Source organism: Gilvirhabdus luticola, assembly GCF_040117515.1.
In the GTDB taxonomy this organism is placed as follows: domain Bacteria; phylum Bacteroidota; class Bacteroidia; order Flavobacteriales; family Flavobacteriaceae; genus Gilvirhabdus; species Gilvirhabdus luticola.
Map to the genome: position 1 here is coordinate 24,980 of NZ_JBEEEN010000002.1, position 25,803 is coordinate 50,782.

The window sequence follows — 25,803 nt, forward strand, 5'->3', positions numbered from 1 at the left end:
TAAGCTTAATTAAGTTTTACTTTTTGACCATTAAGAAGGGTTTGTAATCCAGCAGTGGCTATTTTTTGACCTGCCTGCAATCCTGAAGTAACTTCAAAACCATCTGGTGTTAAATCACCTATTTCGATGGGTTGTTTTTTTACATAGTAACTATTGTCATTACCTTCTATTAGAAAAACAAAACGACCGTTGGCATCTTCTCCTACGCCGCTTGCAGGAATGATTAATTCTCTTTTAGAAATATCTTCATCTACAAACTCAAAATTTACATTAGCTGCCATACCACTTTTTATTCTTTCATCTGAATCTACAATGGTTATACGGACTGGATATGTAGATGTATTTTGGTCTAAAGCTGGTGCTACTTCCGAAACTATGCCCCTAAAAGTTGTATCATCTATTGCAGTAAACGTAACTTTTACTCCCATATCCTTTTTTACTGCATTTATAATGCTTTCTGGAATACCCAAAGCAATTTCTATAGCTGAACCAGCATTTAAGACACCAATGGTTTGACCAGGAGAAACATTTTCATCTACTTCTGAATTAACAGCAGCAATTGCTCCATCTTCAGGTGCATATAAATAGCCGTATCGTATTTGCTCTTGTTGAATGGCTACACTTCTCTTTGAAGATTCAAAACTTGCAACTGCAGTTCGATATGAGTTTTTTGCTGCCTCATAATCACTTAACGACGAACTTCCTTTTTCATATAGAGTTCTTATTCTATTTAGATTTAGTTTAGAAGTGTTCATTTGCGATTCAGCACTATTTTTCGATTCAATAGCACTTTCGTAATTTAAACGTGATTGAACATTGTCTAATTTTGCTAAAAGCTGTCCTTTTTTTACCTGTTGACCAAGTTTCATATCTAATAATGTTATGATTCCCGTATTTCTGAAACTTAAATTGATAATTTTCTCTGTCTTTGCCGTACCACTAAATATTCTAGCTTTATCACCGCCTAAAAAGGAAACTTCGCTGTATTTTACAGGTCTTAATATTTCTTCAACTAGTTTTTCTTCTTTACAAGAACTATTGAGTATGATTAAACAAAAAATGCTCAATATTCTGATTGTTTGATTTATCATTTTTGACTTCATTTATTAAATAGTCATTAATTATTATTGCTATATTCTAAAAATCGTGTTATAAATTCTTGTCGTTCTTCTTCAGTCTGTAATAAGAAAAAAGTTCCTAGAGCACGCTCTAATTCCATAGAACTTAATAAGTAATTATATGTAGCATTAGAACTGGCTAATTGAGCTTGTATATAATTATTTTGTGCATCTAATAATTGAACAATATTTACAGCACCATTGGCATAAGATGTCTGCGTCAGATCTAATGCCTCTTCTGCAGTCTCTTCAAAAATTTTAGAAAGTTCAATGTTTGCAATTTGATTTATTAATTGCAAAACGGCATCATTCATATTTCTTTGAATACTCAATTTTAAATTATCAATACTTGTATTTAATTGGTCTGATTGAATTGATGCAATTTGTTTATTAATATTTTGCTTATTCTGATTAAAAATTGGCAAAGTAACATTCAATCCAACATTGTAATAGCCATCTGGTGGCGTTGGAAAAATTGTGGGGTACTCAATACCAGCACCAGATCTGCTAAATTCATAATTATACTGTCCTTGTAATGCAATGGTTGGCAAAAATCGTCCAGAGCCATACAAACGTTCACTTCGCTGTGCTGCTTTTAAATTATAATCCAATAACTTTAACTCTGGAGCATTGGTAACAGCTTCTTGGACAAGAAAATCTATAAATGGTTTGCGCAATCTAGGGTCATCTAGAAAACTTCCTAGTTGCTTATAATTGTAATTACTAAATAAGCCTTCCTTTAATTCGGCTTCTTCAACATCAATCTTTGTATCTATTGGATTATTAAGGAGTTCATTCAATACATTAAAACCTTGCTTGAGTCTATTAAGAGCTTCAATCATAGTTTGTGTGTTTTGAGAAGCTTCACTTCTAAAACGCAATACATCAGATTTACCAGATTGACCGGCTTCATAATTGTGTGTTGCAATCTGTAAATTCCTTTTGGTAAGTTCTAAATTTTTACTTTGAATGAGATAGTTAGATTTTAACATCAATGCATTAAAATATGCCGTAGATGCATTAAAAACTGTATTTAATGCTTCACTGTTATAGTTTTCTTTTTGAGCCTGCTGTAATGATCTTTGAATGCTAATATTAGCATTGGCAGCTTCAGAAAAAACAGTTTGACTTAAGGTAATGTTACCAAAAGTAGAAACCTCCGGACTCTGACCATTGGCAACTTCTGCCAGTTTAGGATCTACATAGGCGCCTGTTGCCGAAGCATAAATATCGGGCAAATAATTACTTTTAGCCAATTTTAAATCTTGACTAGATAATAAGGTGTCTTGTGCAGTGGTCTTTAGCTTTAGATTTTCGTTGATAACTTCTTGCATTACATCAACTAAATTGTACTTCTTCTCTGCAATAATTTCAGTTGTATTCCCAATAATATTGGTAGTTGCAATTAAACTGTACTTTAAAGGAATGTCTAATTTCCTGGCTGTATTGTAATTAATTGTAAGATTTCTTTTAAGGTCTATGACCGAACTTGTTTTTGAAAACTCATTGTCTAAAACAATAGCTTCTACGTTTAAAGCGATACGCCTGAAAAATTGACTGATTTCAGTTGCATCATGGTTTGTTGCCAACAATCCATTCTCTACATCAATTAAAGGTGTTGTTGTAAATGAAGCTATTTTCTTTTTAATTAATTCATCCGCTAATGTTTTTATTTGATCATCTGTAAAATAAAATACCCCAACCAAATAAATGGCATCGTATCCATCTACTTTACTTAACAATTCTTCAAGTGTATTAAACGGAAGAATATCTAATTCTAAATTTAATTCATCACTAAAGTCAGCAAATGAATTTTCTAAATCTGATGTTTGTAAAAACGAATTTTCTACCATTACTCCAATACGTTTGGCAGACGTAATCTCTTTTAAAACTGCTAAATCTTCCTTATAAGACTGAACTGTTGCTATTGATGTAAAATTTTCAATTTTTTCTAAACTATTAAAAGGTGGTTGATCAATTAAGTCTTCACCTATTGTTCCAAATAAAATTGTAGGCTTATCGTACTTTTCCAATCCTGAAATAATTACATTGTTAACTGCTCCAAATGCAATAATAATATCTGTTTCATTTTCTAAAAGTTCATTATATCTCTTTAGAGCAAGATCATAATCAAAATTGTTTGTGAGTCTGTTTTTTTTTGAAAACTTGATTTCTGCATCTTCGCCTACAATAGCTTTAATTTCGTCTTCCAATTCATCTAACATTGACTCAAGGCCAGGATTGGTAGTGTCTACCAAAAACCCAATATCGTAAACTTTACTTTGAGAAAAACTTTGAAAAGAAAATAAAAGAAGAATAATGGTACTTAAAAACTTTCGCATTTTCAATTGTTGAATAATAATTAGCTAAAATTAATTGTAATTTATATTAAAACAAAGTTTAAACCAACTTTAAATTAAGGCCATATTATGCAATATTGTTATTTGAAGTTTTTATTTTTGACTAAAATCAGAACTAAACATGAACAAAGATCGAATTACTGATAGATTCATAAGCTATGTTAAAGTAGATACAACTTCAGATCCAGAATCCAGTACAACTCCTAGCACAAAAAAACAATGGGATTTAGCCAATAAGCTTGCGGAAGAGTTGAAAACCATTGGCATGAGTGATGTGACAATAGACGATAATGCTTATGTTATGGCAACATTGCCAAGTAACGTAGAACACGAGGTGCCAACTATTGGCTTTATTTCTCATTTTGATACGTCTCCAGATTATTCAGGCACCAATGTGAACCCTCAAATTATTGAAAATTATGACGGGAAAGATATTGTTCTTAACGAAGAAGACAATATTATTTTATCGCCTGATTATTTTGAAGACTTATTGCTATACAAAGGTCAAACTTTAATTACAACTGATGGTTCTACGCTTCTTGGTGCTGATGATAAAGCAGGTATCTGCGAAATTGTTTCTGCAATGGAATACCTTATTAATAATCCAGAAATCAAACATGGTAAAATCCGAGTTGGTTTTACTCCTGACGAAGAGATTGGTCGTGGTGCGCATAAATTTGATGTAGAAAAATTTGGGGCCGATTGGGCGTATACTATGGATGGAAGTCAGGTTGGAGAATTAGAATACGAAAATTTTAATGCAGCTGGAGCCAAAATACATGTGAAAGGAAAAAGTGTGCATCCTGGAAGTGCAAAAGGAAAAATGATCAACTCCATATACATTGCCACAGAGTTCATCAATTCACTTCCAAGGTTGGAAACTCCAGAACATACAGAAGGTTACCAAGGTTTTTTTCATTTATATTCTATAAAAGGAGATGTCGAGAACACTTATTTACAATATATTATTCGTGACCATGATAGAAAAAAATTTGAAGCTCGTAAAGCATTAATTCAACGCATTGCTGATGAAATCAATAATCAATATGAAGAAGAATTTATTACTGTTGAAATTAAAGACCAATACTTCAACATGAAAGAAAAGGTCGAGCCTGTAATGCATATTGTTGATATTGCAGAAGAAGCTATGAAACAGCTTAATATCAAACCTATTATAAAACCTATAAGAGGTGGTACTGATGGTTCACAATTAAGCTATATGGGTTTACCTTGTCCAAACATTTTTGCTGGTGGTCATAATTTTCATGGTCGTTATGAATATGTGCCTGTAGAAAGTATAATAAAAGCTACACAAGTAATTTGTAAGATTGCAGAACTCACGCAAAAAAAAGCTAAATAATATGAAATTCGTTCTCCAACAGCTCAAACAAAATAAAGAGGTCTTTTTAGGTCTTTTAAAGCATGTGGATAAAGACATGTACTTATGGAAACAAGTGCCTGAAAAATGGTGTTTGCTTGAGATTGTTTGCCATTTATATGATGAAGAGCGTGAAGACTTTCGTTTTAGAACACAATGGGTTTTAGAAAAACCGAACACCATACCTCCAGCTATTAATCCAGTAGGGTGGGTTACAGAAAGACATTATATAGAGCAAGATTATAATACCATGCTCCAAAAGTTTATTGACGAAAGAGAAAACTCAATACAATGGATTGAATCTCTTAAAAACCCTGCCTGGGAAAATGCTTATAATCATCCAAAAGTAGGCATTTTAACTGCAAAACATTTTTACGACAATTGGTTGGCTCACGATTATTTGCACTTTAGGCAGATAACAAAGTTAAAGTTTGATTATCTAAATCATCTTTCAGGAGAAGATTTAAATTATGCAGGAATTTGGTAAACTCATATTATTCAATATATCACATAGGTTGTAAACTTGACTTTCTTAAAAAAATAGACGAACTTCATTTAACTACAGGTATAAACAATTAAAAAAGTTCATACCAAAACATTAAACGAAACACCATAAAATGGCAATGAAAAAAGTAACATCAGTAGAAGAATATATAGAAACCCATGACAAATGGTCTGAAGCATTGGCCATTTTAAGAGACATTATAAATGCTACAGAACTTGAGGAAACACTTAAATGGAGTGCACCAGTTTATAGCTTGAATGGTAAAAACGTTTTGGGTTTAGGAGCTTTTAAGAACCATTTTGGCCTCTGGTTTTTTAATGGTGTGTTTTTAAAAGATGAAAAGAAACTCTTGCTTAATGCACAAGAAAAAACAAAAGCCATGAGGCAAATGCGTTTTGAATCTGTTGATGAGATCGATAAGAATGCTGTTTTAGATTACGTAAAGGAAGCGATAGAAAACCAAAAACTAGGTAAAGAAATAAAACCAGAGAAGACTACCAAGAAAGCCTTTACAATTCCTGATGAGTTACAGCAAGTTCTAAAGAAAAACACAGAATTAAAAACTGGTTTTGAAGCATTATCTCCCTATAAACAAAAAGAATATTGTGAGTATATAACTACTGCAAAGCGTGAAGCTACGAAACAAACCAGAATAGAAAAAATTGCACCAATGATACTTCAAGGAATTGGATTAAATGACAAATACAAGAATTGTTAGCTTATGGTTTAAAGAAAATAATATTCTGTCTGTCATTCCCATGAAAATGGGTATCCACTATTTAAAATTATCATGAATTGTGGATTCCGTATCAAGTACGGAAAGACAAAAAACAAAAAAGGCTTCCTATTTGGAAGCCTTTTAACTCATATTTTTTACAATTTAAGCATTTAACTTATTGCTCATTTCCATAGAAATGGCAGAACGCTCAAATTTAATTTTTCCAGCCATAGTTTCTATCACACAGCTTCCATCTTTTTCATTTAGATCCACAATTTTACCATGTAGACCACTTTTGGTAACCACACGATCACCTCGTTTTAACTCGGCTGCAAATTTCTTTTCTTTTTTAGCGCGTTTCATTTGTGGTGCAATCATAAAGAAATATACAACAACAAACATTAAGATAAACGGTAAAAAAGAACTCATTCCTTCTCCCATAGACTTTTATTGTGCTTGAACTGGAGAAGCTCCAGCAGCTGGTTGAGCATTAGGATCTGGCATAACAAAAGCTGTAATCTTTACAGTTTCTGTTCCTTTTTCTGTATTTGCTGTTACAGTAATGGTTTTTGATACCTTATTAGTTCCGCTACCATTAAACTTTACAGTAAAGTGACCTGTTTGTCCAACAGCCAAAGGCTCTGTACTCCAATCTTTAGGTACTGTACAACCACAAGAACTTTTAATATCTGTAATTACTAATGGTGCTTCACCTACATTGGTATAATTAAAAACCGTTTCAACATTTGTTTTAGCTTCAATCGTACCAAAATCGTGTTCTTGTTTATCAAATTGTATTACCGGAAATTTTGAAGCATTAGCATCTCTTTCTGCAGCTTCTGCTACATTAGTGTCATCAATTTTTTTTGTAGCATCGTCTTTACATGACGTAAATGCAATTAAGCAAACTGCACTTAAACATAACATAAATTTTTTCATAATAAGTATTTTATCGTTCGGTTGGTAAAAATAGCAATTATTTAATGGTTTAAAAACTTTTTATTTCATTCTTAACAATTGTTAGCTATTACAAAGCCTACTACACAGCATATTTATAGTAATCCACGACCAACTTTATTAAGCTTTCCATCGGCTTCATATTCTTTGACCAATTTATCTAAAATACCATTGATGAAATTACTGCTTTTGGGCGTTGAGTATTCTTTGGCAATTTCTAAATACTCATTAATGGTAACTTTTACAGGTATTGAAGGAAAATGTTTCAACTCACAAATCGCCATTTGGATCAAGACAAGGTCAATGGAAGCTAAACGTTCAGAGTCCCAATTTATGGTTTTGTGTTTTATTTCCTCATTTAATTCATTTTGATTAAGAAGGGTTTTTGTAAACAGATCTGTAGCAAACTTCAAATCGTCTTCGTCTCTATACAATTCTGGCAATAAGTAAGTCTTTGTAGGGTTTGGTCTTAACTTTTGCAGCAGCTTTAAAATAGTGGTATTAATTGTTGGTAAATCGTCTAACCAAGTTAGATTTTTGTCTTCTATATAATCATAAAGCTTATCGTTTGGCGCAATTACCTCTCTAAAAACGGTAGTAATAAATTCTTTGTCCTGCTGAAAATTAGACATTCTGGTCTTCATATAACTTTTATAAGCATTACTCGAAACGATGGCTTTGAAAATAATGTCTATGTACTCACTATCTAAATCCCAATCAATGGTTTCTTGTTGTTTAATTTTTTCTAAAATCAATTCGTTATCACCCATGAATTTTAGAATTTCGTTATTAACAAATTTTGTATTTGGATTTTTATCTTCTTTGGTGGCTAGATGCTTTTGTTTTTGTTTTCCAATCTGATCGATTCCTTTGTTTCTAACTTCAATAAAAATAGAAATCAATAAAATATAAAGATCGTACATGCTATATATGCTCTGCATTAAAAACTTTTGGTCTTTACTAAAATCTTCACTTTCTCCACCTAAATTGGCATAGAGCGATTGCATTACTTTTACACGTATATGTCTTCTGTTTAACATATTAACCAAAGAACTTTAAAAATTATGAATATAAAAGCTTAAAAACTTTGTCTGCAAAAATAGTGTTTTTTAATTATGCCAATGTTACAGATGTTTATTTTTCTGTTAAGTCTTATAGTTTTGTTAAATAATGAATACTTTACGATGGTTACTATTTCTATTTGTTCAATATTGTATTTAAACCTATATCTTTGTTCATAATTTGCAAATACTTTTCAGCAAAGTAATAGATGAGAGAACTACAACACTTAAACAAATACTTTTTTAAATATAAATTTAAGCTTCTCATAGGTATTGTCATTACTATAGTTGCAAGGATATTCCTATTATTTACGCCACGACTTGTAAAAGATATTTTTACGGTAGTAGAAAAATATAAAAATGGTTTGGCTTCTGGAGAACGAACCATTCAGTCTGAATTAGGAGAATTGATTCTTTATATTATTGGCGCAGCCATTATTGCTGGGATTTTTACTTTTTTAATGAGACAAACCATAATTAATGTATCCAGGTATATTGAATATGACTTGAAAAATGAGGTTTATCAACAATATCAAAAGCTCTCTCTAAACTTTTATAAAAGCAATAGAACTGGTGATTTAATGAATCGCATAAGTGAAGACGTAAGTCGTGTGCGTATGTATGCTGGGCCAGCAATTATGTACACCATCAATACAGCTACGTTGTTTATTATAGCATTAATTTACATGTTCAACGAAGCTCCAAAACTCACCTTATATACCATTATTCCTTTACCCATTCTTTCTGTAATTATATATAAATTAAGTAAAGAAATACACCAAAGAAGCACTATTGTTCAGGTATATTTATCAAAGCTATCTACGTTTACTCAAGAAACTTTTAGTGGTATTACCATTATTAAATCTTATGGATTAGAACCACAAACCACAACTAATTTTGATAATCTCTCTGAAGAAAGTAAAGAAAAGCAATTGAGTTTAGTTAGAGTTCAGGCATTCTTTTTTCCAATGATGATTTTACTTATTGGTTTTAGTAATTTGATAGTCATTTATATTGGTGGATTACAATATATTAATGGTGAAATTGAAAGTTTAGGAACTATTGCAGAATTCATCATTTATGTTAATATGCTAACGTGGCCAGTTGCCACAGTTGGTTGGGTAACTTCAATTGTACAACAAGCTGAAGCTTCCCAAAAAAGAATCAATGAATTTTTGAAACTACAGCCAGAAATTCAAAACAATGTTGAAGAACCAACCGAAATTCAAGGCAACATCGAATTTAAAAACGTGTCTTTTACTTATGGTGATACCAATATTGAAGCCTTAAAAAATATTAGTTTTAGATTAAAACAAGGTGAAACACTTGCCATTATTGGAAAAACCGGTTCAGGAAAATCAACAATATTAGATCTTATTGGACGCTTGTACGATGTTAGTTCTGGACAAGTTTTAATTGACGGAACAGATATTACCCAAACCAATTTGAGTAGTTTGAGAGAAAGTATTGGTTATGTTCCACAAGATGCTTTTCTCTTTTCAGATACTATAAAAAATAATATCAAATTTGGAAAGGCAGAAGCCACCGATGAGGAAGTTGTTAACGCTGCAAAATATGCACAGGTTCATAAAAACATAGTAAAATTTGCAAATACTTATAATACCATTTTAGGTGAGCGTGGTGTTACCTTATCTGGTGGACAAAAACAGAGACTATCTATAGCTAGGGCTATAATTAAAAATCCCGAAATATTGTTGTTGGACGATTGTCTATCTGCAGTTGATACAGAAACAGAAGAAAAAATATTGAACAATCTTAACGTCATATCAAAAGGGAAAACAACCATTATTGTAAGTCACAGAATTTCGTCTGCCAAAAATGCCGATAAGATCATTGTGCTAGATAATGGAGAAATTGTTCAAGAGGGCACACATGAAAATCTTATCAACACCGATGGATACTACAAAAATTTGTACTTAAAACAATTAAGCACAAAAGAAATACACTAATTTGTTGGCTGGTTTGTTTTTTTTTTAGATTTTTGATTCTTATAATTCAAATCTTATTAATACAAATACACTTATGAGTAACAATGATATGATGGAGAAAGAAGAGATTTTTTCTAAAGTTTTAAGAGCAGGAAGACGAACGTATTTTTTCGATGTAAGATCAACCAAGGCTGAAGATTATTACCTAACGATTACTGAAAGCAAAAAGTTTACTAATGATGATGGGTCTTTTCACTACAAGAAACACAAAATTTATTTGTATAAGGAAGACTTTTCAGAATTTAAAGATATTCTAGCTGAAATGACTGATTATATAATTAGTGAAAAAGGTAATGAGGTCATTAGCGAACGTCATCAAAAAGACTTCAAAAAAGAATATGATCAAGATAAATCTGATCAAACAGACGAAGAAGAAGTGGTTCACAAATCACCTGAAAGTTTTACAGATGTAGATTTTGATGATATATAATCCATTCTTTTAAAAACATAAAACCGTTACTTAAGTAGCGGTTTTTTTATGTCTTTACTGTAAGTAAGCTCAGACCCAAAACAAAGAATAAATACATCATAGCAAGTTGAAAACTCACCATTGAAGCTAATAACATTATGACTGCTAATATCCACATTGGCACCAAACTGATACCAACCGCAAATCTAAAAGTCCCAATAAATTCCTCTTCAATAATTTTTGGTTGTATCAATAATTTCCAAATCGCAAAGGGTACAATTAAGTTTATAATCAATACAAATTTTAAGAAAGTTTTTATAACTGATAATCTTTTAGTTTTCATAAACCCACATTCATTAAAATCATTTTTTATACAGGCATTAACTGCCTTTGGGTTTAAAAAATCGGCATTCAAAGCCTTTAATGTATTCAGCGTATCCTCGTAACCTTCACTTTCAATATGCGTTGTTAGTTTACTAATTTCATCATGAATATCCTCTTTTAAATCAACAACCGATTGGTTTCTGTCTTCAGTAATATACTTTTTAGCAGATATTGCTTTTCCATAAAAAATAGAACAACTATCTCCATAAGCTGTTGCGCTTTCAAAGTTTAAACCAACAGAAACAAGTTGTAATTCGGTTTTCGGATATTTCTCTAATGTATCAAAAACAATACGCGTAAAACCTTTGCTCAATGGTCTTACGGTACGCTTAAGATTATGGCTTCCTTCAGGAAAAATGACTACAGCTTCATTATTTTTTAACAATTCCGTACAACTTTCAAAAATTGGGTTATTATTTGTGAGATTGCTCCAACCATCTCGTATTCGATAAACAGGAAGCATCTGCAAGCTCCTTAAAAGTTTGATCACAATAGGTTTGGTAAAAACGCTAGCTCTGGTCAAAAAATAAGAAAATCTCCCGCTAGTTGTGGCAATAAGAAGCGCATCGAGTAATGCGTTCTGATGGTTGGATAAGAATAAAATAGGCTTGTCCTTTGGTATATTTTCAACTTTATAAACATGAATTCTTCTGTAATAAAAAAACAAACCCAACTTTATATAAAATTTGACACTATGTAACCAAAGTTTTTTCAATATACTTCTGTTTTAGATGACTTATAAGACCAGTAAAAAGCCAAGCACAAACCAGACAAAATATGCCAAATGCCCCAAAAAGCTGCCAAGATCGCCATGCCTCCTAATCCATTAAAAAATGTAAAAATCAATAATAGACCTAAACCAGAATTTTGAATACCAGTCTCTATAGCCAACGTTTTTTGATTCTTAAATGATAACATAAATGCCTTCGCCACAAAAAAACCTAATAACAAAGCTAAAATATTATGTCCTATCCCTATAAATAATACATAGTCAATATAGGAATTAAAAACATCAATGTTATTAGAAAACGCGATCACAACAATGGCTATGAATACTAAAATTGAAAAGGGTTTTAAAATTCTTGATAATTTTTCAGCCAATCTTATGTTTTTACTTCTCCATAACATTCCAAAAAAAAGCGGAATTCCTAAAATAAGAATGACCAGCTTTACTAATTGGAATGGATCCAGTTCAACACTTTTTAAAATTTGTGCAGTTGGTTCATATAACGAACCATAAAACTGAAAATTAAAAGGCGTCATAATCATAGCCAAAAATGTAGAAAATGCAGTTAAACTTACAGATAACGCGGTATTTCCTTGAGATAGATGCGTCATAAAATTTGAAATATTTCCGCCTGGACAAGCAGCAACCATCATCATTCCTAAAGCGATACTGGGCTGTGGTTTTATAAGTAACACCAAACCAAATGTTAACAAAGGTAACAGTACAAATTGCGACAACAAACCAGCAATAACCAATTTAGGCTGTTGCAATAACCGTTTAAAATCTGAAACAGAAATACCCAAAGCTACTCCAAACATAACAATAGCTAGAGCAATATTTAAAATCCATAGTTCACTGTTATCAAAGTTTATTTTTACATCATCAAGTTGTTGCATACACTTAAGCTACTGTAGAGCCATTTTTAACTTGCTGCTCTGGATTTAAGAGAATAACATCTTTTCCATCAACCGCACCAAGAACCAGACATTCGCTCATAAATGTTGCAATCTGCTTTTTTGGAAAGTTTATTATGGCTACAACTTGTCTATTCAGCAACTCTTCTTTTGTATATAAAGACGTTATTTGTGCCGATGACTTTTTAATTCCTAAATCTCCAAAATCTATAGTTAATTGGTAAGCCGGATTGCGCGCTTCAGGAAAATCGTTAACCTCTATAATGGTACCAACACGTATATCTACTTTTGTAAAATCTTCGAAAGTTATTGTATTAGTCATTTTTTAAAAATACGAATATTTGCGATATTTGAGCAAAATACTACAAAATGGCAAGAACTCCATCAAACATGTTACCATTAGGTACAAAAGCACCAGATTTTAGTTTAGTAAACACTATTGATAATACCTTGGTTCGTTTACAAGACTTTAAAGGTGAAAAAGGTACAGTTATCATGTTTATCTGTAACCACTGCCCTTTTGTAATACATGTCAATTCTATGTTAGTCGAAATTGCCAATACCTATTCAGATCATGGTATTGGTTTTATTGCCATATCCAGCAACGATGTCGTAAACTATCCTCAAGATGGTCCAGAATTTATGAAAGCACATGCCAAAATTGAAGGCTATCCATTTCCTTATTTGTATGACGAAACACAAGAAGTAGCCAAAGCTTACGATGCTGCCTGTACGCCTGATTTGTATGTATTTGATGATGAATTAAAATTAGTATATCGTGGGCAATTGGATGACTCACGCCCCGGAAACGACATTTCTGTTACCGGAAAAGATTTAATAAATGCACTGGATTGCCTTTTGGAAAATAAAGATAATACTACTTTACAAAAACCAAGTATTGGTTGTAATATTAAGTGGAAGTAATCATTTTATCATATTTATAAACCATAACTAAAGTTCTTTTTATTCAAAAAATAGTTGGTGATAATGTGTATATTAGTATACATATAACCAATTGGCAGTAATGTAGGAAAACCAAATAATGACATTTTACGAAAAAGAACTTAATAAAATTCGTAGCATTGTTTATTCAAACAAAGGACAAATTAATACAGTAATTGGAATTCGAAACTATATCGAAAATAATTATAATACCAATTTAAATTTGGACTTACTGTCGCACATTCAGAATGTTTCCAAGTATCATATGTTACGCTTATTCAAAAAATATTATGGACAAATCCCAAGACAATACTTAATTGACAAACGAATTGAAAAATCTAAAGAACAGTTAAAAAATGGAATGTCGGTAACTGAAGCCTGTTTTTCTGTTGGATTTGAAAGTTTAAGTTCGTTCAGTACTTTATTTAAAACGAAAACAGGCAAATCACCTACAGAATTTCAAAAAGAGCAACTTTCAAGAAGTAGAATAACAAAAGAATTCTGAAATTTGGAGTATAAATAAATCAAATATGAAAGTAACACTAATTAGCATTCCTGTACGAGACCAAGAAAAAGCTTTTAAATTTTATACAGAAAAGTTGGGCTTCTTAAAGAAGAAGGACTTACCATTAGGAGGTGGAAATAGATGGTTAACCCTAGTTTCACCAGAGTGGCAGGATGGACCAGAATTATTACTGGAACCAGGACCTAATCATTTCGAACCATGCAAAGTCTATCAAGACGCATTGATGGAAGCTGGAATGCCATACACTCAATTTGATGTTAAAAGTGTTGATGCAGAGTATGAGCGATTAACAAAACTTGGAGTAGAATTCAGTGTGAAACCATCCACAATGGGTACTTGGAAGTACGCAGTTTTTAACGATACCTGTGGAAACAATATTCAACTAGTGGAGGAATTGTAAAAACACAACTGCTATCAACGGCTATAAGTAACTCTTGTTCTCACCTACTTCTGAAAAACCTCAAGGATTTTCTATTCGGTTTTTATTTGCTATTTTAGTGTTTAACGAAAGTTTGTTGCTTCATCACAACAAATGTCATTAGCCAATGATGAAATACTTTAGAAAATGAAACAAATTATAGTAGTAATTGCTTTGGCTGGAGTTTTGATGTCATGCAATATATCAGACAAAACCAAAAACACAACAGTAGAATCTTCTGCACAGGAAATAACAAAAGACAGCACCTCAAATCCTATCAAAAACCGATATGTAGCTATTGATACTGACGAAGCTTTAATTGCCACAGCATTAATGGCTGCTCCAGAGGCAAGCCGGGATAAATGTAAAGTTATAGGTTATAATATGGCGGGTGAATTTGTAACGCTCAAAGAAGGAAATAACGAATTTATTGTTCTTGCGGATAATCCAAAAAAAACTGGATTTAATGCAGCCTGCTACCACAAAGATCTTGAACCATTTATGGCTAGAGGTCGAGAACTTAGAGCCGAAGGAAAGACAGCAGTAGAAATTTTTGATATCAGAGAACAGGAGGCAAAATCAGGCAAGCTTGATATGGGAAAACCTGGATCTACCTTGCATATCTATTATGGGCCAAATGAACTGTATGATCCAGAAACTTCCAAAGTAAAGGGAGCGCAATACCGCTATGTAGTATATTTACCATTTGCTACTGCTCAATCTACTGGGCTTCCTGAAAAACCCATAGGAGCAAACCATCCTTGGATTATGAATCCTGGAACACATAGAGCACATATTATGATTTCGCCTTTACCAGAAGATAGTGAATAATATTTAAGATAATTATAATAAAACGAAAGTATAAAAATTGTTGAAAATCGAAAATTCGTACATAAAAACAGAAAACTGTCGGTTATCCAATATCGATGCAAGCAATCTGAAGAAAACCTTTCAGCATAATCTTAATATTTATCTAAATTTATTCAGAGTGGCATCAAAATATAAACCATTTTTTCATAGAAATAGATATAGAAATATTATCTCTTTATTACAACGGTAAGAGAGATGACTGTAAATCTAAAATTCCAAAATCGCAATACCATTAGCATGTTTTTTGCTATAACCACCCTTTTCGCTTTAACAGGTTTTCAATATGCGCATAATGATGATTACTATGCCAAGCGTACACTGCTAAATTCTGCTTTAACTTGACCAATTTATTAGTTTCAGGGTGAACAAAGCCTTTTTCAAAATCTTCTACAGCCATTATCTTCAATAAATAAACCAGTTTTGCATGAATTACTTTTAAATGATCTAATGACATAGCAATTGGCGCCGATTTAGAATCTTCAAGTTCAGCCCAACGTTCTTCAAAATAGGCTTTTATTAATGGAGTATCTTCTGTAAGTGCCCATTTAAAACGCGTATAACTATGATGATGGCTATCAGATACATGATGTACTGTTTGTCTTACAGTCCAACCTTCTGGTCTGTATGGTGTGTCTAATTGTTCATCTGTGAGGTTTTCAACTAATGCATATAATCTGCTTGGAAATTGCTCTAAAATATCGATCCATTGTGCAATCTCGTTTTCAGTAATAGCTTCTGGCAACGAAAATCTTCCAATAGGATAACGTAATTGTTCTAATTCTTGATCTGTCATATTATTATTCTTTTAAACGATTAGCTTCATAAACCCAAATATCCTTCATAAAAATACCATCATCATATATTTTATCTTTTCTTACAGAAAAATGGTAATCAGCAATATTATAAATTACAAGCTTACCTGTATATAGTCCATACCAATCTTTGCCATAATCAATCTCAACAAAATGTTCACCTTGATAGGCTCCTTCTATATTTTAAACATCATGTCCAGATTCAGGATTCCAGCTCACGTCCCATCTTTCAGTTTTGTTATTATAAGTTCTAATGGTAGTTCCTATAACCTCAAAATTCTGGAACTTGACTCTCATATCTGCAAACAAAGAGTCTTTGGACTGATTATAATAGACATTCATTGTGCCTTTGCCATGAATGTAATGGATTTCGTTTTGCCTTATTTTAGCTTCAATATCCCAATTTCCTATCATGAAATTGAAGTCTTCATTAGGTTGAGCATAAGTAACAATTACTAAAAAAAGAAAGTAAAGAGTTAAGTGTTTTTTAATGTTAGTCATTTGATGATTAGTCATTGATTGATTTTACAAATTACAAAATAACACCCATAAAAAAACGTCTTTTTCTTAAAGAGACGTTAAAGTTTTAATAGTGTCACAGAAATTAAGGCAACCTATTTATGACTTTCGGCATAAGCGTTAACATACTTTTTTGCGCGTTCATTATCACTATTCATTTCAGAAGCTATTTTATAGTTGTTATAGGCTCGTAGGCTATCACCACTTTTTAAATAAGCTTCGGCCAAACTATCATACACATTACTACTACCTGGATATAATGCCACATTCATTTTGAATACGTCTATGGCATCCTCATTTTCATTATTACGTAATAATTGATAACCAAGTCTATTCAATTCTCCTTCGTCAATAAGTACACTTGTTGAATCTTGCTTTTTAATCTCTAGATAAGCCTTAAAAGCTTTTTTGTATTCTTTATCATTAAGATACATTCTTGGTGTTTTAAAAGAATCGCTAACTTTTAAATAATCGTAAGTGATTAGGTTTTCATTGTCTTTAGGTATTTTAGACAAGTAACGTTCTTTTGTTTCTGGATGCTGAACAAAATGGAGTTTTGCATACATGTCTGCAACAAAAAATACATTTTCGTTCATAATAACAGGTTTAATCTTTTCTGCACCTTTCCATTTTAAAAACAATTCATTGTCTTCATAATACACATCTATAACTTCTTCTTGATTATACAAATATCGTCCTGAAGTATTCTTAATATGTTCTGGCGAATAATTTACTGTTTTAGAGCAGCTTGAAATAAGAATAAATAGGAATAAAATAAATAATGGTTTGGTATTCATCGGTTTAATTGAATTGATTGATTCAGTATCTTAAATGTTTTGCAAAAAAAAGTCTCATTAAAAATGAGACGATTTATTTTACTATATGTTACTTTTTTCTGAATTAAATACATTAATTATTTAACGTTCATAAGCTCTACATCAAAAATTAAAGTAGCATTTGGTGGAATTACGCCTCCTGCTCCACTAGAACCATAACCTAAATCACTAGGTATGACGAATCTCGCTTTATCACCAACGTTCAAAAGCTGTATACCTTCGTCCCAACCAGAAATAACTTGCCCTACTCCTACTGGAAACTCCAAAGGCTGATTACGTTTGTAAGATGAATCGAAAACTGTTCCGTCAGCTAATTGACCTTTATAATGAACAGAAACCATATTTCCAGATTCTGCTTTTTTACCATTTCCTTTTTGAATAATTTGGTAACGTAAACCACTTTTTGTTTCTTCAAAACCAGCTGCAAGCTTGTCCAATTCTGCACGTTTAGCATCACGTTCTTCAGCAAGCCTTTTTTCACGAGAACCTTCAAAAGTTCTAAAAGCTTCAACAGCATTAAATGCTTCTGCTTCCTTACCGACTCTAACTATTTCTAAACGTTCTATAGCATCGTTTTGTCCGATGGCATTTACAACATCCAGACCTTCAATAACTTTTCCAAACACCGCATGGTTACCATCCAGCCAAGGTGTAGCTACATGTGTAATAAAGAACTGGCTGCCATTAGTTCCTGGACCAGCATTGGCCATAGAAAGGATACCTGGAGCATCATGTTTTAAATCTGGATGAAACTCATCATCAAACTGATATCCAGGATTTCCGGTTCCAGTACCTTGAGGGCAACCTCCTTGAATCATAAAATCTGGAATAACACGATGAAATTTTAAACCATCATAATATGGTGTTCCTTGCGATTTGGCTGAATTTTCTAAATTACCTTCTGCCAAAGCCACGAAATTGCCAACCGTACCTGGTGTTTTTTTGTACTCTAAAGCAACAAGTATTTCACCCTTGCCCGTATTAAATTTTGCGTATAATCCGTCTTGCATAGTTCTAAATTTTGAGGTGCAAATGTAGTGTTTTCATTTCAAAAAAAGAATGAATATATTTAACAAATAATAGTTTAAAATGAGTAATATCACAATTAGAAAAGCTTCAACAGACGATCTTGTTGCTATAGCACTTCTAGCGAGAGTTACCTTTAGAGAAGCATTTGGACATTTGTTTATAGACGATCAGAATTTAATTGATTATTTTTCTAAAACTTTTTCAATTGATGCACTTACCAAAAAAATAAATAATGATAACAATGTGTTTTGGTTGGCATTGTCTGATAATCTGCCGGTAGGCTACGCAAAACTTATCAAAAATTCTCCTACTAAATTTATTCGAGATTCTAAAGTATCAGAACTTCAACGTATTTATATTTTAAACGATTTTTTAAATCAAAAAATAGGACATCAATTACAAAATGTCATTTTTGAAGAAGTAAAGATCTTAAAGTCCAATCATTTATGGTTATCGGTTTATGTAGATAATTTTAAAGCAATTAGATTTTATAAACGATATGATTTTAAACAATTGGGAATTCATAATTTTAGCATTTTAAATCAGTCTTTTGATTTTTATGTTATGGATAAGGAGTTTTAATTAGTTTAGCTAAAAATTATTTGAATGAAATTTAAAATTGATAAATTATTAAGCGCATTTGGAAATAAGAGCGCTATAGAAAGTAATTATGCTGATAGCTTCACTAAAAATATTATCAATTCTATCAATGATGAACCTTATGCCATTTCAAAAGAAAATGTCATGTATGCTGCCGTGAAAGAACTTGGTGGATTTTTTTATTTTAAAACAATAATAGTTGGTTCTTTTAAAATCAAAACCATGAAAGGCGCTACCCTTTTAGTTTCTGGAAATGATATTGAACAAGAATTAAAAACCGATATGGATGAGTTTCAATCTGACTATTCTAACGTTTCTAATTGCTTCATAACAAGAATTGATTTTCAAATTGAAGAAAAAGAAGCGACTATTCTAGAAGCAAAAAATATTAAGATATTAACTTTAAAAGCCAAAAAGCACATTATTATTTTTGAAATGAGCCATTAAGATAACCTTTCATCTATAAAATGATAAATTAAAAGTTCGACTTAAGATATTTTGTAACAATATTTACTTTAATTATGAATATACATAACTTCTCAAGATATTATTTAATTGGCCTTTATTCATTAGTTCTAATGAGTTTAAGCTGCACGACTTCAAAAGAAGAAATTAAAAAGCGTCCAAATATTATATTCATTATGTCTGATGACCATGCTTACCAAGCTATAAGTGCATATAATAATACTCTAATTCAAACACCCAATATAGACCGGATTGCAAAAGAAGGCATGCTGTTTACCAATGCTTCGGTTACTAATTCTATTTGTGGACCTTCTAGAGCTGTAATCTTAACAGGAAAGCATTCGCATATCAATGGTAAAATAGATAATCTTTCTCCATTTGATACTACCAATGTTACTTTTCCACAATTATTCCAAAAAGCTGGATACCAAACCGCTATGTTTGGAAAGTTACATTTTGGAAATAACCCTAAAGGGTTTGATAAATTTAAAATTTTACCCGGCCAAGGTGATTATTACAACCCAAGGTTTATAACGGCCAAAGGAGACACCATTATTAATGGTTATGTAACCGATATAACAACCGATCTCACTTTAGATTGGTTAGAAAAAAGAAGAGATACAACCAAACCGTTTTTGTTGATGTATTTGCACAAAGCTCCGCATAGAAACTGGCTTCCTGCACAAAGGCATTATAAAACATTTACTCAAAATAAGTATCCTGTTCCCGAAACGCTTTTCGATAACTACAATACTAGGGGTACAGCCGCCAAAACTGCTGAAATGAATATTTTGAATCATATGCATTTAGCCTATGATAATAAATTGGATATAGAAACTATTAACAATTCAAATATCGAATACACAGGATTACTCAATAGATCTCTAGAACGGATGTCGGAAATTCAAAGAGCCAGTTGGGATTCAGTTTACGAACCTATAAATGATGAGTTTACAGCACTTTACCCAACCATGAACGATTCTACCCTAATGATATGGAAATATCAAAGATACATGCAGGATTATTTAGGAAGTATCGCTGCTGTGGACGAAAATGTAGGTAGATTATTAAATTATTTAGATACCAAGTCATTAAGTGACAATACTGTTATTGTATACACTTCAGACCAAGGATTTTATTTAGGAGAACATGGATGGTTCGATAAACGTTTTATGTACAACGAATCGTTTAAAACACCTCTTCTTATTAAATGGCCCAATCAAATTACACCGGGAACCACAGAAACAGAAATGGTACAAAACCTGGATTTCGCACAAACCTTTTTAGAAATAGCTGGGATTAAAGCTCCAAAAGATATGCAAGGCAAAAGCATGGTGCCATTATTAAAGGGCGAAAAAGAATTGTGGGAAAGAGATGCCGTTTACTACCATTATTACGAATATCCTGCGGAACACGCTGTGATGTGTCATTATGGTATTGCTACAAAACAATATAAATTAATTCACTTTTACTACGATGTAGATGAATGGGAATTATACGATAGAATTAATGATCCCAACGAAATAAACAATGTATACCAAAACCCAAATTATAGTAATATAGTAAAACAACTGAAAGTAAAGCTTGAAGATTTAAGAAGACACTATAAAGATTCGGATAGCTTAAACAACCACTACATTCAAATTTACAAAGACAAAGGCCTAATAAAATAAACTACTTTTCTATTACAATTAATTTTAGCCTTAATTGGCCACCTCACTAATAAATTTTATTCGATACAGGCGAAGTTCTTCATCATCATAATCACCATCAAACTCATCAATAGCTACATCAATTTTATCCGTGTCAGAATCCATAAAATAATCGTGGATTTCTTCTTGTTGGTCTTCATCAAGAATTTCATCAATCCAATAATTAATATTAAGTTTAGTACCAGAAAAAACAATAGATTCCATTTCTTTTATAAACTCTTTCATACTCATGCCTTTGGCTCTGGCAATATCGTCGAGAGGTAATTTTCTGTCAACATTTTGAATGATATAAAGTTTTAGAGCCGAATTACTTCCTGTAGATTTAACAACCATATCTTCAGGACGAATAATATCATTTTCTTCAACATAGTTGGCAATTAGCTCTACAAAATCCTTACCGTACTTTTTAGCCTTGCCATCACCTACACCATGCACATTAGATAACTCATCTAAAGTAATTGGATATTTTAAGGCCATATCTTCTAACGAAGGATCTTGAAAAATAACAAACGGAGGAACACCTAGTTTTTTCGCATTCTGTTTTCGTAAATCCTTAAGCATTTTCATTAAGGTCTCATCTGCAGACGCACCAGCTCCTTTTGTAGCAGTAATAATATTATCATCATGAATCTCATCAAAAACATGATCTTTAGACATCATAAAGGATTCTGGCTTTTTAATAAATGCTTTTCCTTGATCAGTCAACTTAATAACACCATAAGTTTCAATATCTTTTTTAAGCAATCCAGCAACTAGCACTTGTCTGGTTAATGCCATCCAATACTTATTATCTTGATGTTTTCCTTTACCAAAAAAAGCCTGTTCATTGGTTTTATGAGAGTTTATTAAAGCATTTTCTTTACCAATAATGACATTCACCAAATCCTTTGACTTGTATTTTTCGTTTGTTGCATCAACAACTTCCAGTAATAGTTTGACATTATCTTTAGACTCTTGCTGTTCTTTAGGATGACGAACATTATCATCCATATCACCACCTTCGCCAGTTTCGTTATCAAATTCTTCCCCAAAATAGTGTAGGATAAATTTTCGTCTTGAGATGGAGGTTTCTGCATAGGCAACTACTTCCTGTAAAAGCGCGTGACCTATTTCCTGCTCTGCCACAGGTTTACCGGACATAAACTTCTCAAGCTTTTCAATATCTTTATAGGCATAGAATGCCAAACAATGTCCTTCTCCTCCATCACGCCCAGCTCTACCTGTTTCTTGATAATAACTTTCTATACTTTTTGGAATATCATGGTGTATTACAAACCGAACATCTGGTTTATCTATGCCCATTCCAAAGGCAATAGTTGCAACAACAACATCCACATCTTCCATTAAAAACATATCCTGATGATTGGCTCTTGTTTTACTATCTAGACCAGCATGATAAGGAACAGCCTTAATACCATTTACTTGTAAAACCTGCGCCAATTCTTCCACGCGTTTTCTACTCAAGCAATATATAATACCCGACTTATTAGAGTTTTGTTTTACAAAACGAATGATATCTGCATCAACTTGCTTTGTTTTGGGCAAAACTTCGTAATATAGATTTGGTCTATTAAAAGACGCCTTAAAAGTTTTTGCATCAGGAATTCCTAAATTTTTGAGAATATCTTCTTGCACTTTTGGTGTAGCCGTAGCGGTAAGCCCTATAATAGGAATATTATCTCCAATACGTTTAATAATATGTCTTAAGTTTCTGTATTCTGGTCTAAAATCATGACCCCATTCACTAATACAGTGAGCTTCATCAACAGCCATAAACGAAATTGTAACAGATCTCAAAAATTCTACATTCTCCTCTTTGGTCAATGATTCAGGAGCGACATATAGTAATTTGGTTATTCCATCAAGAATATCAGATTTTACCTGCTTGATTTCGGTTTTTGTAAGGGATGAATTCAATACATGTGCAACACCATCTTCATTTGAAACACCTCGAATGGCATCAACCTGATTTTTCATTAAGGCAATTAAAGGAGAAACAATAATGGCTGTCCCTTCTTGCATTAAAGCTGGTAGTTGATAGCATAGAGATTTACCACCTCCTGTTGGCATAATAACAAACGTATTACGACCAGATAAAATACTTTTCACAACATTTTCCTGCAACCCCTTAAAATTACTGAAGCCAAAATATTTTTTTAATGCGGAATGCAGATCTCCTTCTACAACGAACATGTATTTATTAATATTAATTTACACAATAACTTATCCACAACACATAAAATCATAAAGTATTTTTAGTATTGTAGATAGAGAACCCTCATATTTTTTTCGTTAGATTTGTAGCGATTTATTTTGAACAAAAAAAACGATAGTGGATTGTTTACCTAAAGATAACAAAATCTTTAAAAGCATCAACCCAAAAAAATAATAAATTTTGAATAAAAAAGAATCTATTATATCTACTGCAAAGAAGACTATTGAAATGGAAGGTCAAGCCATTTCTAATCTAACAACATTGTTAGATAATGACTTTACAGAAACAGTAGAGCTTATCTATAAATCTAAAGGTCGTGTTATCGTTACTGGAGTTGGAAAAAGTGCTATCATTGCCACAAAAATTGTGGCCACTTTAAATTCAACTGGTACACCAGCCGTGTTTATGCATGCGGCAGATGCCATTCATGGTGATTTAGGTTTAATTTTAAAAGATGATGTTGTTATTTGTCTTTCTAAGAGTGGCGATACTCCTGAAATTAAGGTTCTTGTACCTTTAATTAAGAATGCAAAAAATAAGATGATTGCTATAACGGGTAATAGAGATTCTTTTTTAGGAAAGCAGGCAGATTATGTTCTAAATGCTTATGTAGAAAAAGAAGCTTGCCCAAATAATTTAGCGCCTACAACAAGCACTACGGCACAATTGGTTATGGGTGATGCTTTAGCTATTTGTCTGTTGGAATTAAAAGGTTTTTCTAAAAAAGATTTTGCCAAATACCATCCAGGTGGTTCTCTAGGTAAAAAATTATATTTAAGGGTTCAGGATATTTCTTCTGTAAACATGAAACCTCAAGTATTTCTAGATACTAGTATCAAAGAAGTCATTATTGAAATTTCAGAAAAAATGCTTGGTGTGACTGCTGTTATTGAGAATGATAAAATTTTAGGTATAATAACTGACGGTGATTTAAGGAGAATGTTAAGTAAAGTAGATAATGTGTTTGCATTAACTGCAAAAGATATTATGAGTTCTAATCCAAGACGTATTGAAGCTGATGCTTTGGCTGTAGATGCTCTAGAAATCATGGAAGCCAATGGTATTTCTCAATTATTGGTAGAAGAAAATGGTAAATATGCTGGTGTGGTGCACTTGCATGATTTGATTAAAGAAGGTATCATATAATGGCAAGAAAGAACGTTAACGAAATGTCTTTTTTAGACCATCTTGAAGATTTGAGATGGCATTTAATAAGAATATGTTTAGCCGTTGTAATAGTAGCAACTTTGGCATATATATTTAGTAGATACCTTTTTGACTTAATTATTTTTGCACCATTAGACATGAGTTTCCCAACGTATGATTTCTTATGTCGTACGGCTACTTTTCTAGGTGTAGATACAACTTTCTGTGCAGAAGAGATTCCCATGATAATTCAAAGTAGAACAATGGCTGGTCAATTTTCAGCAGATATCTGGACGTCTATTTTAGCTGGCTTTATCATTTCGTTCCCCTATACTCTGTATCAATTATGGAATTTTATTAGTCCTGGGTTACATTCTAATGAAAGAAAGCATTCACGTGGTTTTATAATTGTTTCATCACTTTTATTCTTTTTAGGTGTGTTATTCGGATATTATATTGTAACGCCTTTGTCAATTAATTTTTTAGCTAATTATAGTATTTCTAGTGTTGTTGATAATCAAATTGATATAAGCTCATACATTGGTTTGGTTCGAGCATCTGCTTTGGCATCAGGTTTAATTTTCGAGCTTCCTATTATCATATATTTTTTAACCAAAATTGGTCTTGTAACACCACAATTTTTAAAAAAATATAGAAAATATGCATTAGTGCTTGTTTTAATTCTATCAGCTATTATTACACCTCCAGATATTGCAAGCCAGGTCATTGTAGCAATACCTATTTTAATATTATATCAAGTAAGTATCTATATCTCTAAAATAGTTATTAAAAATCAAGAACGCAATACGAAAAAAAATGTCCAACCTAGTTAAAGAATTTAATGATTATCGTGCAAAAATGAATGACAAGATTCTTGCAGATAATAACAAAATAATAAAGCGTATTTTTAATTTAGATACTAATGCCTATCAAGAAGGCGCGTTAGATGTCAAGACCAAGGAATTATTGGGTTTGGTAGCTTCAGCGGTTTTAAGATGTGACGATTGCATAAAATACCATCTTGAAAATTCACACAAAGAAGGGCTTACTAAAGAAGAAGTTGTTGAAGCTTTGGGCATTGCAACACTGGTTGGAGGCACGATTGTTATTCCTCACTTACGAAGAGCTTATGAATATTGGGACGCACTGGAAACCAATAATTAAAAAAAATTG

Annotated in this window: 28 protein-coding genes; 15 read left to right on the forward strand and 13 right to left on the reverse strand. The window is 32.1% G+C overall.

Annotated elements, in window-relative coordinates:
- Positions 1–5: 5 nt before the first annotated feature.
- Complete coding sequence (locus AAFP94_RS04570) at positions 6–1,091, reverse strand: efflux RND transporter periplasmic adaptor subunit (RefSeq protein WP_316661300.1); 1,086 nt, start codon at positions 1,089–1,091, stop codon at positions 6–8.
- A gap of 26 nt (positions 1,092–1,117) precedes the next feature.
- A complete protein-coding gene (locus tag AAFP94_RS04575) occupies positions 1,118–3,460 on the reverse strand; it encodes a TolC family protein (RefSeq protein WP_316661302.1) in 2,343 nt (780 codons plus the stop codon).
- A gap of 139 nt (positions 3,461–3,599) precedes the next feature.
- Here AAFP94_RS04575 and pepT point away from each other — a divergent pair, with 139 nt between their 5' ends.
- From pepT to AAFP94_RS04590, 3 genes are all read left to right on the forward strand, one after another.
- Positions 3,600–4,838 (forward strand): peptidase T, encoded by a 1,239-nt coding sequence (gene pepT, locus AAFP94_RS04580; RefSeq protein ID WP_316661303.1) that lies wholly within the window; start codon positions 3,600–3,602, stop codon positions 4,836–4,838.
- A gap of 1 nt (position 4,839) precedes the next feature.
- Positions 4,840–5,343, forward strand: a complete 504-nt coding sequence (locus AAFP94_RS04585; protein WP_316661304.1) for a DinB family protein — start codon at positions 4,840–4,842, stop codon at positions 5,341–5,343.
- A 136-nt stretch (positions 5,344–5,479) separates the two neighbouring features.
- Positions 5,480–6,079, forward strand: a complete 600-nt coding sequence (locus tag AAFP94_RS04590; RefSeq protein ID WP_316661305.1) for a YdeI/OmpD-associated family protein — start codon at positions 5,480–5,482, stop codon at positions 6,077–6,079.
- A gap of 162 nt (positions 6,080–6,241) precedes the next feature.
- Here AAFP94_RS04590 and yajC read toward each other — a convergent pair whose 3' ends face one another.
- From yajC to nusB, 3 genes are all read right to left on the reverse strand, one after another.
- Positions 6,242–6,520: a preprotein translocase subunit YajC gene (gene yajC / locus AAFP94_RS04595; RefSeq protein ID WP_316661306.1), complete on the reverse strand. Its 279-nt coding sequence runs from the start codon at positions 6,518–6,520 to the stop codon at positions 6,242–6,244.
- A 6-nt stretch (positions 6,521–6,526) separates the two neighbouring features.
- Entirely contained in the window at positions 6,527–7,018 is a 492-nt protein-coding gene (locus AAFP94_RS04600) for a DUF1573 domain-containing protein (RefSeq protein ID WP_316661307.1), read from the reverse strand.
- Positions 7,019–7,131: 113 nt separating this feature from the next.
- Positions 7,132–8,076 carry a transcription antitermination factor NusB gene (gene nusB / locus AAFP94_RS04605; RefSeq protein ID WP_316661308.1) on the reverse strand — a complete coding sequence of 315 codons (945 nt, stop codon included), beginning with the start codon at positions 8,074–8,076 and terminating at the stop codon, positions 7,132–7,134.
- Positions 8,077–8,306: 230 nt separating this feature from the next.
- Between nusB and AAFP94_RS04610 the strand changes: the two genes are divergently transcribed.
- Both AAFP94_RS04610 and AAFP94_RS04615 read left to right on the forward strand, forming a co-directional pair.
- Positions 8,307–10,067 (forward strand): ABC transporter ATP-binding protein, encoded by a 1,761-nt coding sequence (locus AAFP94_RS04610; RefSeq protein ID WP_316661309.1) that lies wholly within the window; start codon positions 8,307–8,309, stop codon positions 10,065–10,067.
- A 73-nt stretch (positions 10,068–10,140) separates the two neighbouring features.
- Entirely contained in the window at positions 10,141–10,536 is a 396-nt protein-coding gene (locus tag AAFP94_RS04615) for a PUR family DNA/RNA-binding protein (RefSeq protein WP_316661310.1), read from the forward strand.
- 46 nt (positions 10,537–10,582) lie between these two features.
- Here the strand turns inward: AAFP94_RS04615 and AAFP94_RS04620 are convergent, their stop codons facing one another.
- From AAFP94_RS04620 to AAFP94_RS04630, 3 genes are read right to left on the reverse strand one after another with little or no spacing between them, the layout of a single operon-like run.
- Positions 10,583–11,572 (reverse strand): lysophospholipid acyltransferase family protein, encoded by a 990-nt coding sequence (locus tag AAFP94_RS04620; RefSeq protein WP_409628146.1) that lies wholly within the window; start codon positions 11,570–11,572, stop codon positions 10,583–10,585.
- A gap of 38 nt (positions 11,573–11,610) precedes the next feature.
- Positions 11,611–12,522, reverse strand: coding sequence for a bile acid:sodium symporter family protein (locus AAFP94_RS04625; RefSeq protein ID WP_316661312.1), 912 nt, complete (start codon positions 12,520–12,522; stop codon positions 11,611–11,613).
- A gap of 4 nt (positions 12,523–12,526) precedes the next feature.
- On the reverse strand, positions 12,527–12,862 hold the full coding sequence (locus AAFP94_RS04630) for a tRNA-binding protein (RefSeq protein ID WP_316661313.1): 336 nt from the start codon (positions 12,860–12,862) through the stop codon (positions 12,527–12,529).
- Positions 12,863–12,909: 47 nt separating this feature from the next.
- Here AAFP94_RS04630 and AAFP94_RS04635 point away from each other — a divergent pair, with 47 nt between their 5' ends.
- The 4 genes from AAFP94_RS04635 (at position 12,910) to AAFP94_RS04650 (ending at position 15,257) form a co-directional block, all read left to right on the forward strand.
- A complete protein-coding gene (locus AAFP94_RS04635) occupies positions 12,910–13,464 on the forward strand; it encodes a thioredoxin family protein (RefSeq protein ID WP_316661314.1) in 555 nt (184 codons plus the stop codon).
- Positions 13,465–13,582: 118 nt separating this feature from the next.
- Entirely contained in the window at positions 13,583–13,987 is a 405-nt protein-coding gene (locus tag AAFP94_RS04640; protein ID WP_316661315.1) for a helix-turn-helix domain-containing protein, read from the forward strand.
- A gap of 25 nt (positions 13,988–14,012) precedes the next feature.
- The gene (locus AAFP94_RS04645; RefSeq protein ID WP_316661316.1) at positions 14,013–14,408 is read left to right on the forward strand and encodes a VOC family protein; all 396 of its coding nucleotides are present in this window, start codon (positions 14,013–14,015) and stop codon (positions 14,406–14,408) included.
- Between the two features lie 165 nt (positions 14,409–14,573).
- Entirely contained in the window at positions 14,574–15,257 is a 684-nt protein-coding gene (locus AAFP94_RS04650) for a hypothetical protein (RefSeq protein WP_316661317.1), read from the forward strand.
- 286 nt (positions 15,258–15,543) lie between these two features.
- Here AAFP94_RS04650 and AAFP94_RS04655 read toward each other — a convergent pair whose 3' ends face one another.
- The 4 genes from AAFP94_RS04655 to AAFP94_RS04670 all read right to left on the reverse strand — a co-directional run bounded on the left by AAFP94_RS04655 (position 15,544) and on the right by AAFP94_RS04670 (position 18,473).
- Positions 15,544–16,089, reverse strand: coding sequence for a YfiT family bacillithiol transferase (locus AAFP94_RS04655; RefSeq protein WP_316661319.1), 546 nt, complete (start codon positions 16,087–16,089; stop codon positions 15,544–15,546).
- Positions 16,090–16,291: 202 nt separating this feature from the next.
- Positions 16,292–16,624, reverse strand: coding sequence for a hypothetical protein (locus AAFP94_RS04660; protein WP_316661320.1), 333 nt, complete (start codon positions 16,622–16,624; stop codon positions 16,292–16,294).
- A gap of 98 nt (positions 16,625–16,722) precedes the next feature.
- Positions 16,723–17,424 (reverse strand): tetratricopeptide repeat protein, encoded by a 702-nt coding sequence (locus AAFP94_RS04665; protein WP_316661321.1) that lies wholly within the window; start codon positions 17,422–17,424, stop codon positions 16,723–16,725.
- A gap of 116 nt (positions 17,425–17,540) precedes the next feature.
- Positions 17,541–18,473, reverse strand: a complete 933-nt coding sequence (locus tag AAFP94_RS04670; RefSeq protein ID WP_316661322.1) for a peptidylprolyl isomerase — start codon at positions 18,471–18,473, stop codon at positions 17,541–17,543.
- A gap of 79 nt (positions 18,474–18,552) precedes the next feature.
- On the opposite strand from AAFP94_RS04670, the gene AAFP94_RS04675 reads away from it, so the two are divergent.
- The 3 genes from AAFP94_RS04675 to AAFP94_RS04685 all read left to right on the forward strand — a co-directional run bounded on the left by AAFP94_RS04675 (position 18,553) and on the right by AAFP94_RS04685 (position 21,230).
- Entirely contained in the window at positions 18,553–19,074 is a 522-nt protein-coding gene (locus tag AAFP94_RS04675) for a GNAT family N-acetyltransferase (protein ID WP_316661323.1), read from the forward strand.
- A 24-nt stretch (positions 19,075–19,098) separates the two neighbouring features.
- Positions 19,099–19,539 carry a hypothetical protein gene (locus tag AAFP94_RS04680; RefSeq protein WP_316661324.1) on the forward strand — a complete coding sequence of 147 codons (441 nt, stop codon included), beginning with the start codon at positions 19,099–19,101 and terminating at the stop codon, positions 19,537–19,539.
- 74 nt (positions 19,540–19,613) lie between these two features.
- On the forward strand, positions 19,614–21,230 hold the full coding sequence (locus AAFP94_RS04685) for a sulfatase family protein (protein WP_409628152.1): 1,617 nt from the start codon (positions 19,614–19,616) through the stop codon (positions 21,228–21,230).
- A gap of 30 nt (positions 21,231–21,260) precedes the next feature.
- Here AAFP94_RS04685 and AAFP94_RS04690 read toward each other — a convergent pair whose 3' ends face one another.
- The gene (locus tag AAFP94_RS04690) at positions 21,261–23,462 is read right to left on the reverse strand and encodes a RecQ family ATP-dependent DNA helicase (RefSeq protein ID WP_316661326.1); all 2,202 of its coding nucleotides are present in this window, start codon (positions 23,460–23,462) and stop codon (positions 21,261–21,263) included.
- A 202-nt stretch (positions 23,463–23,664) separates the two neighbouring features.
- On the opposite strand from AAFP94_RS04690, the gene AAFP94_RS04695 reads away from it, so the two are divergent.
- From AAFP94_RS04695 to AAFP94_RS04705, 3 genes are read left to right on the forward strand one after another with little or no spacing between them, the layout of a single operon-like run.
- Positions 23,665–24,630 (forward strand): KpsF/GutQ family sugar-phosphate isomerase, encoded by a 966-nt coding sequence (locus tag AAFP94_RS04695; protein WP_316661327.1) that lies wholly within the window; start codon positions 23,665–23,667, stop codon positions 24,628–24,630.
- On the forward strand, positions 24,630–25,463 hold the full coding sequence (gene tatC / locus AAFP94_RS04700; protein ID WP_316661328.1) for a twin-arginine translocase subunit TatC: 834 nt from the start codon (positions 24,630–24,632) through the stop codon (positions 25,461–25,463). Before AAFP94_RS04695 ends, tatC begins: the two co-directional genes overlap by 1 nt.
- Positions 25,447–25,794 carry a carboxymuconolactone decarboxylase family protein gene (locus AAFP94_RS04705; RefSeq protein WP_316661329.1) on the forward strand — a complete coding sequence of 116 codons (348 nt, stop codon included), beginning with the start codon at positions 25,447–25,449 and terminating at the stop codon, positions 25,792–25,794. The genes tatC and AAFP94_RS04705 overlap by 17 nt, the downstream gene beginning before the upstream one ends.
- The last annotated feature ends 9 nt before the right edge of the window (positions 25,795–25,803 follow it).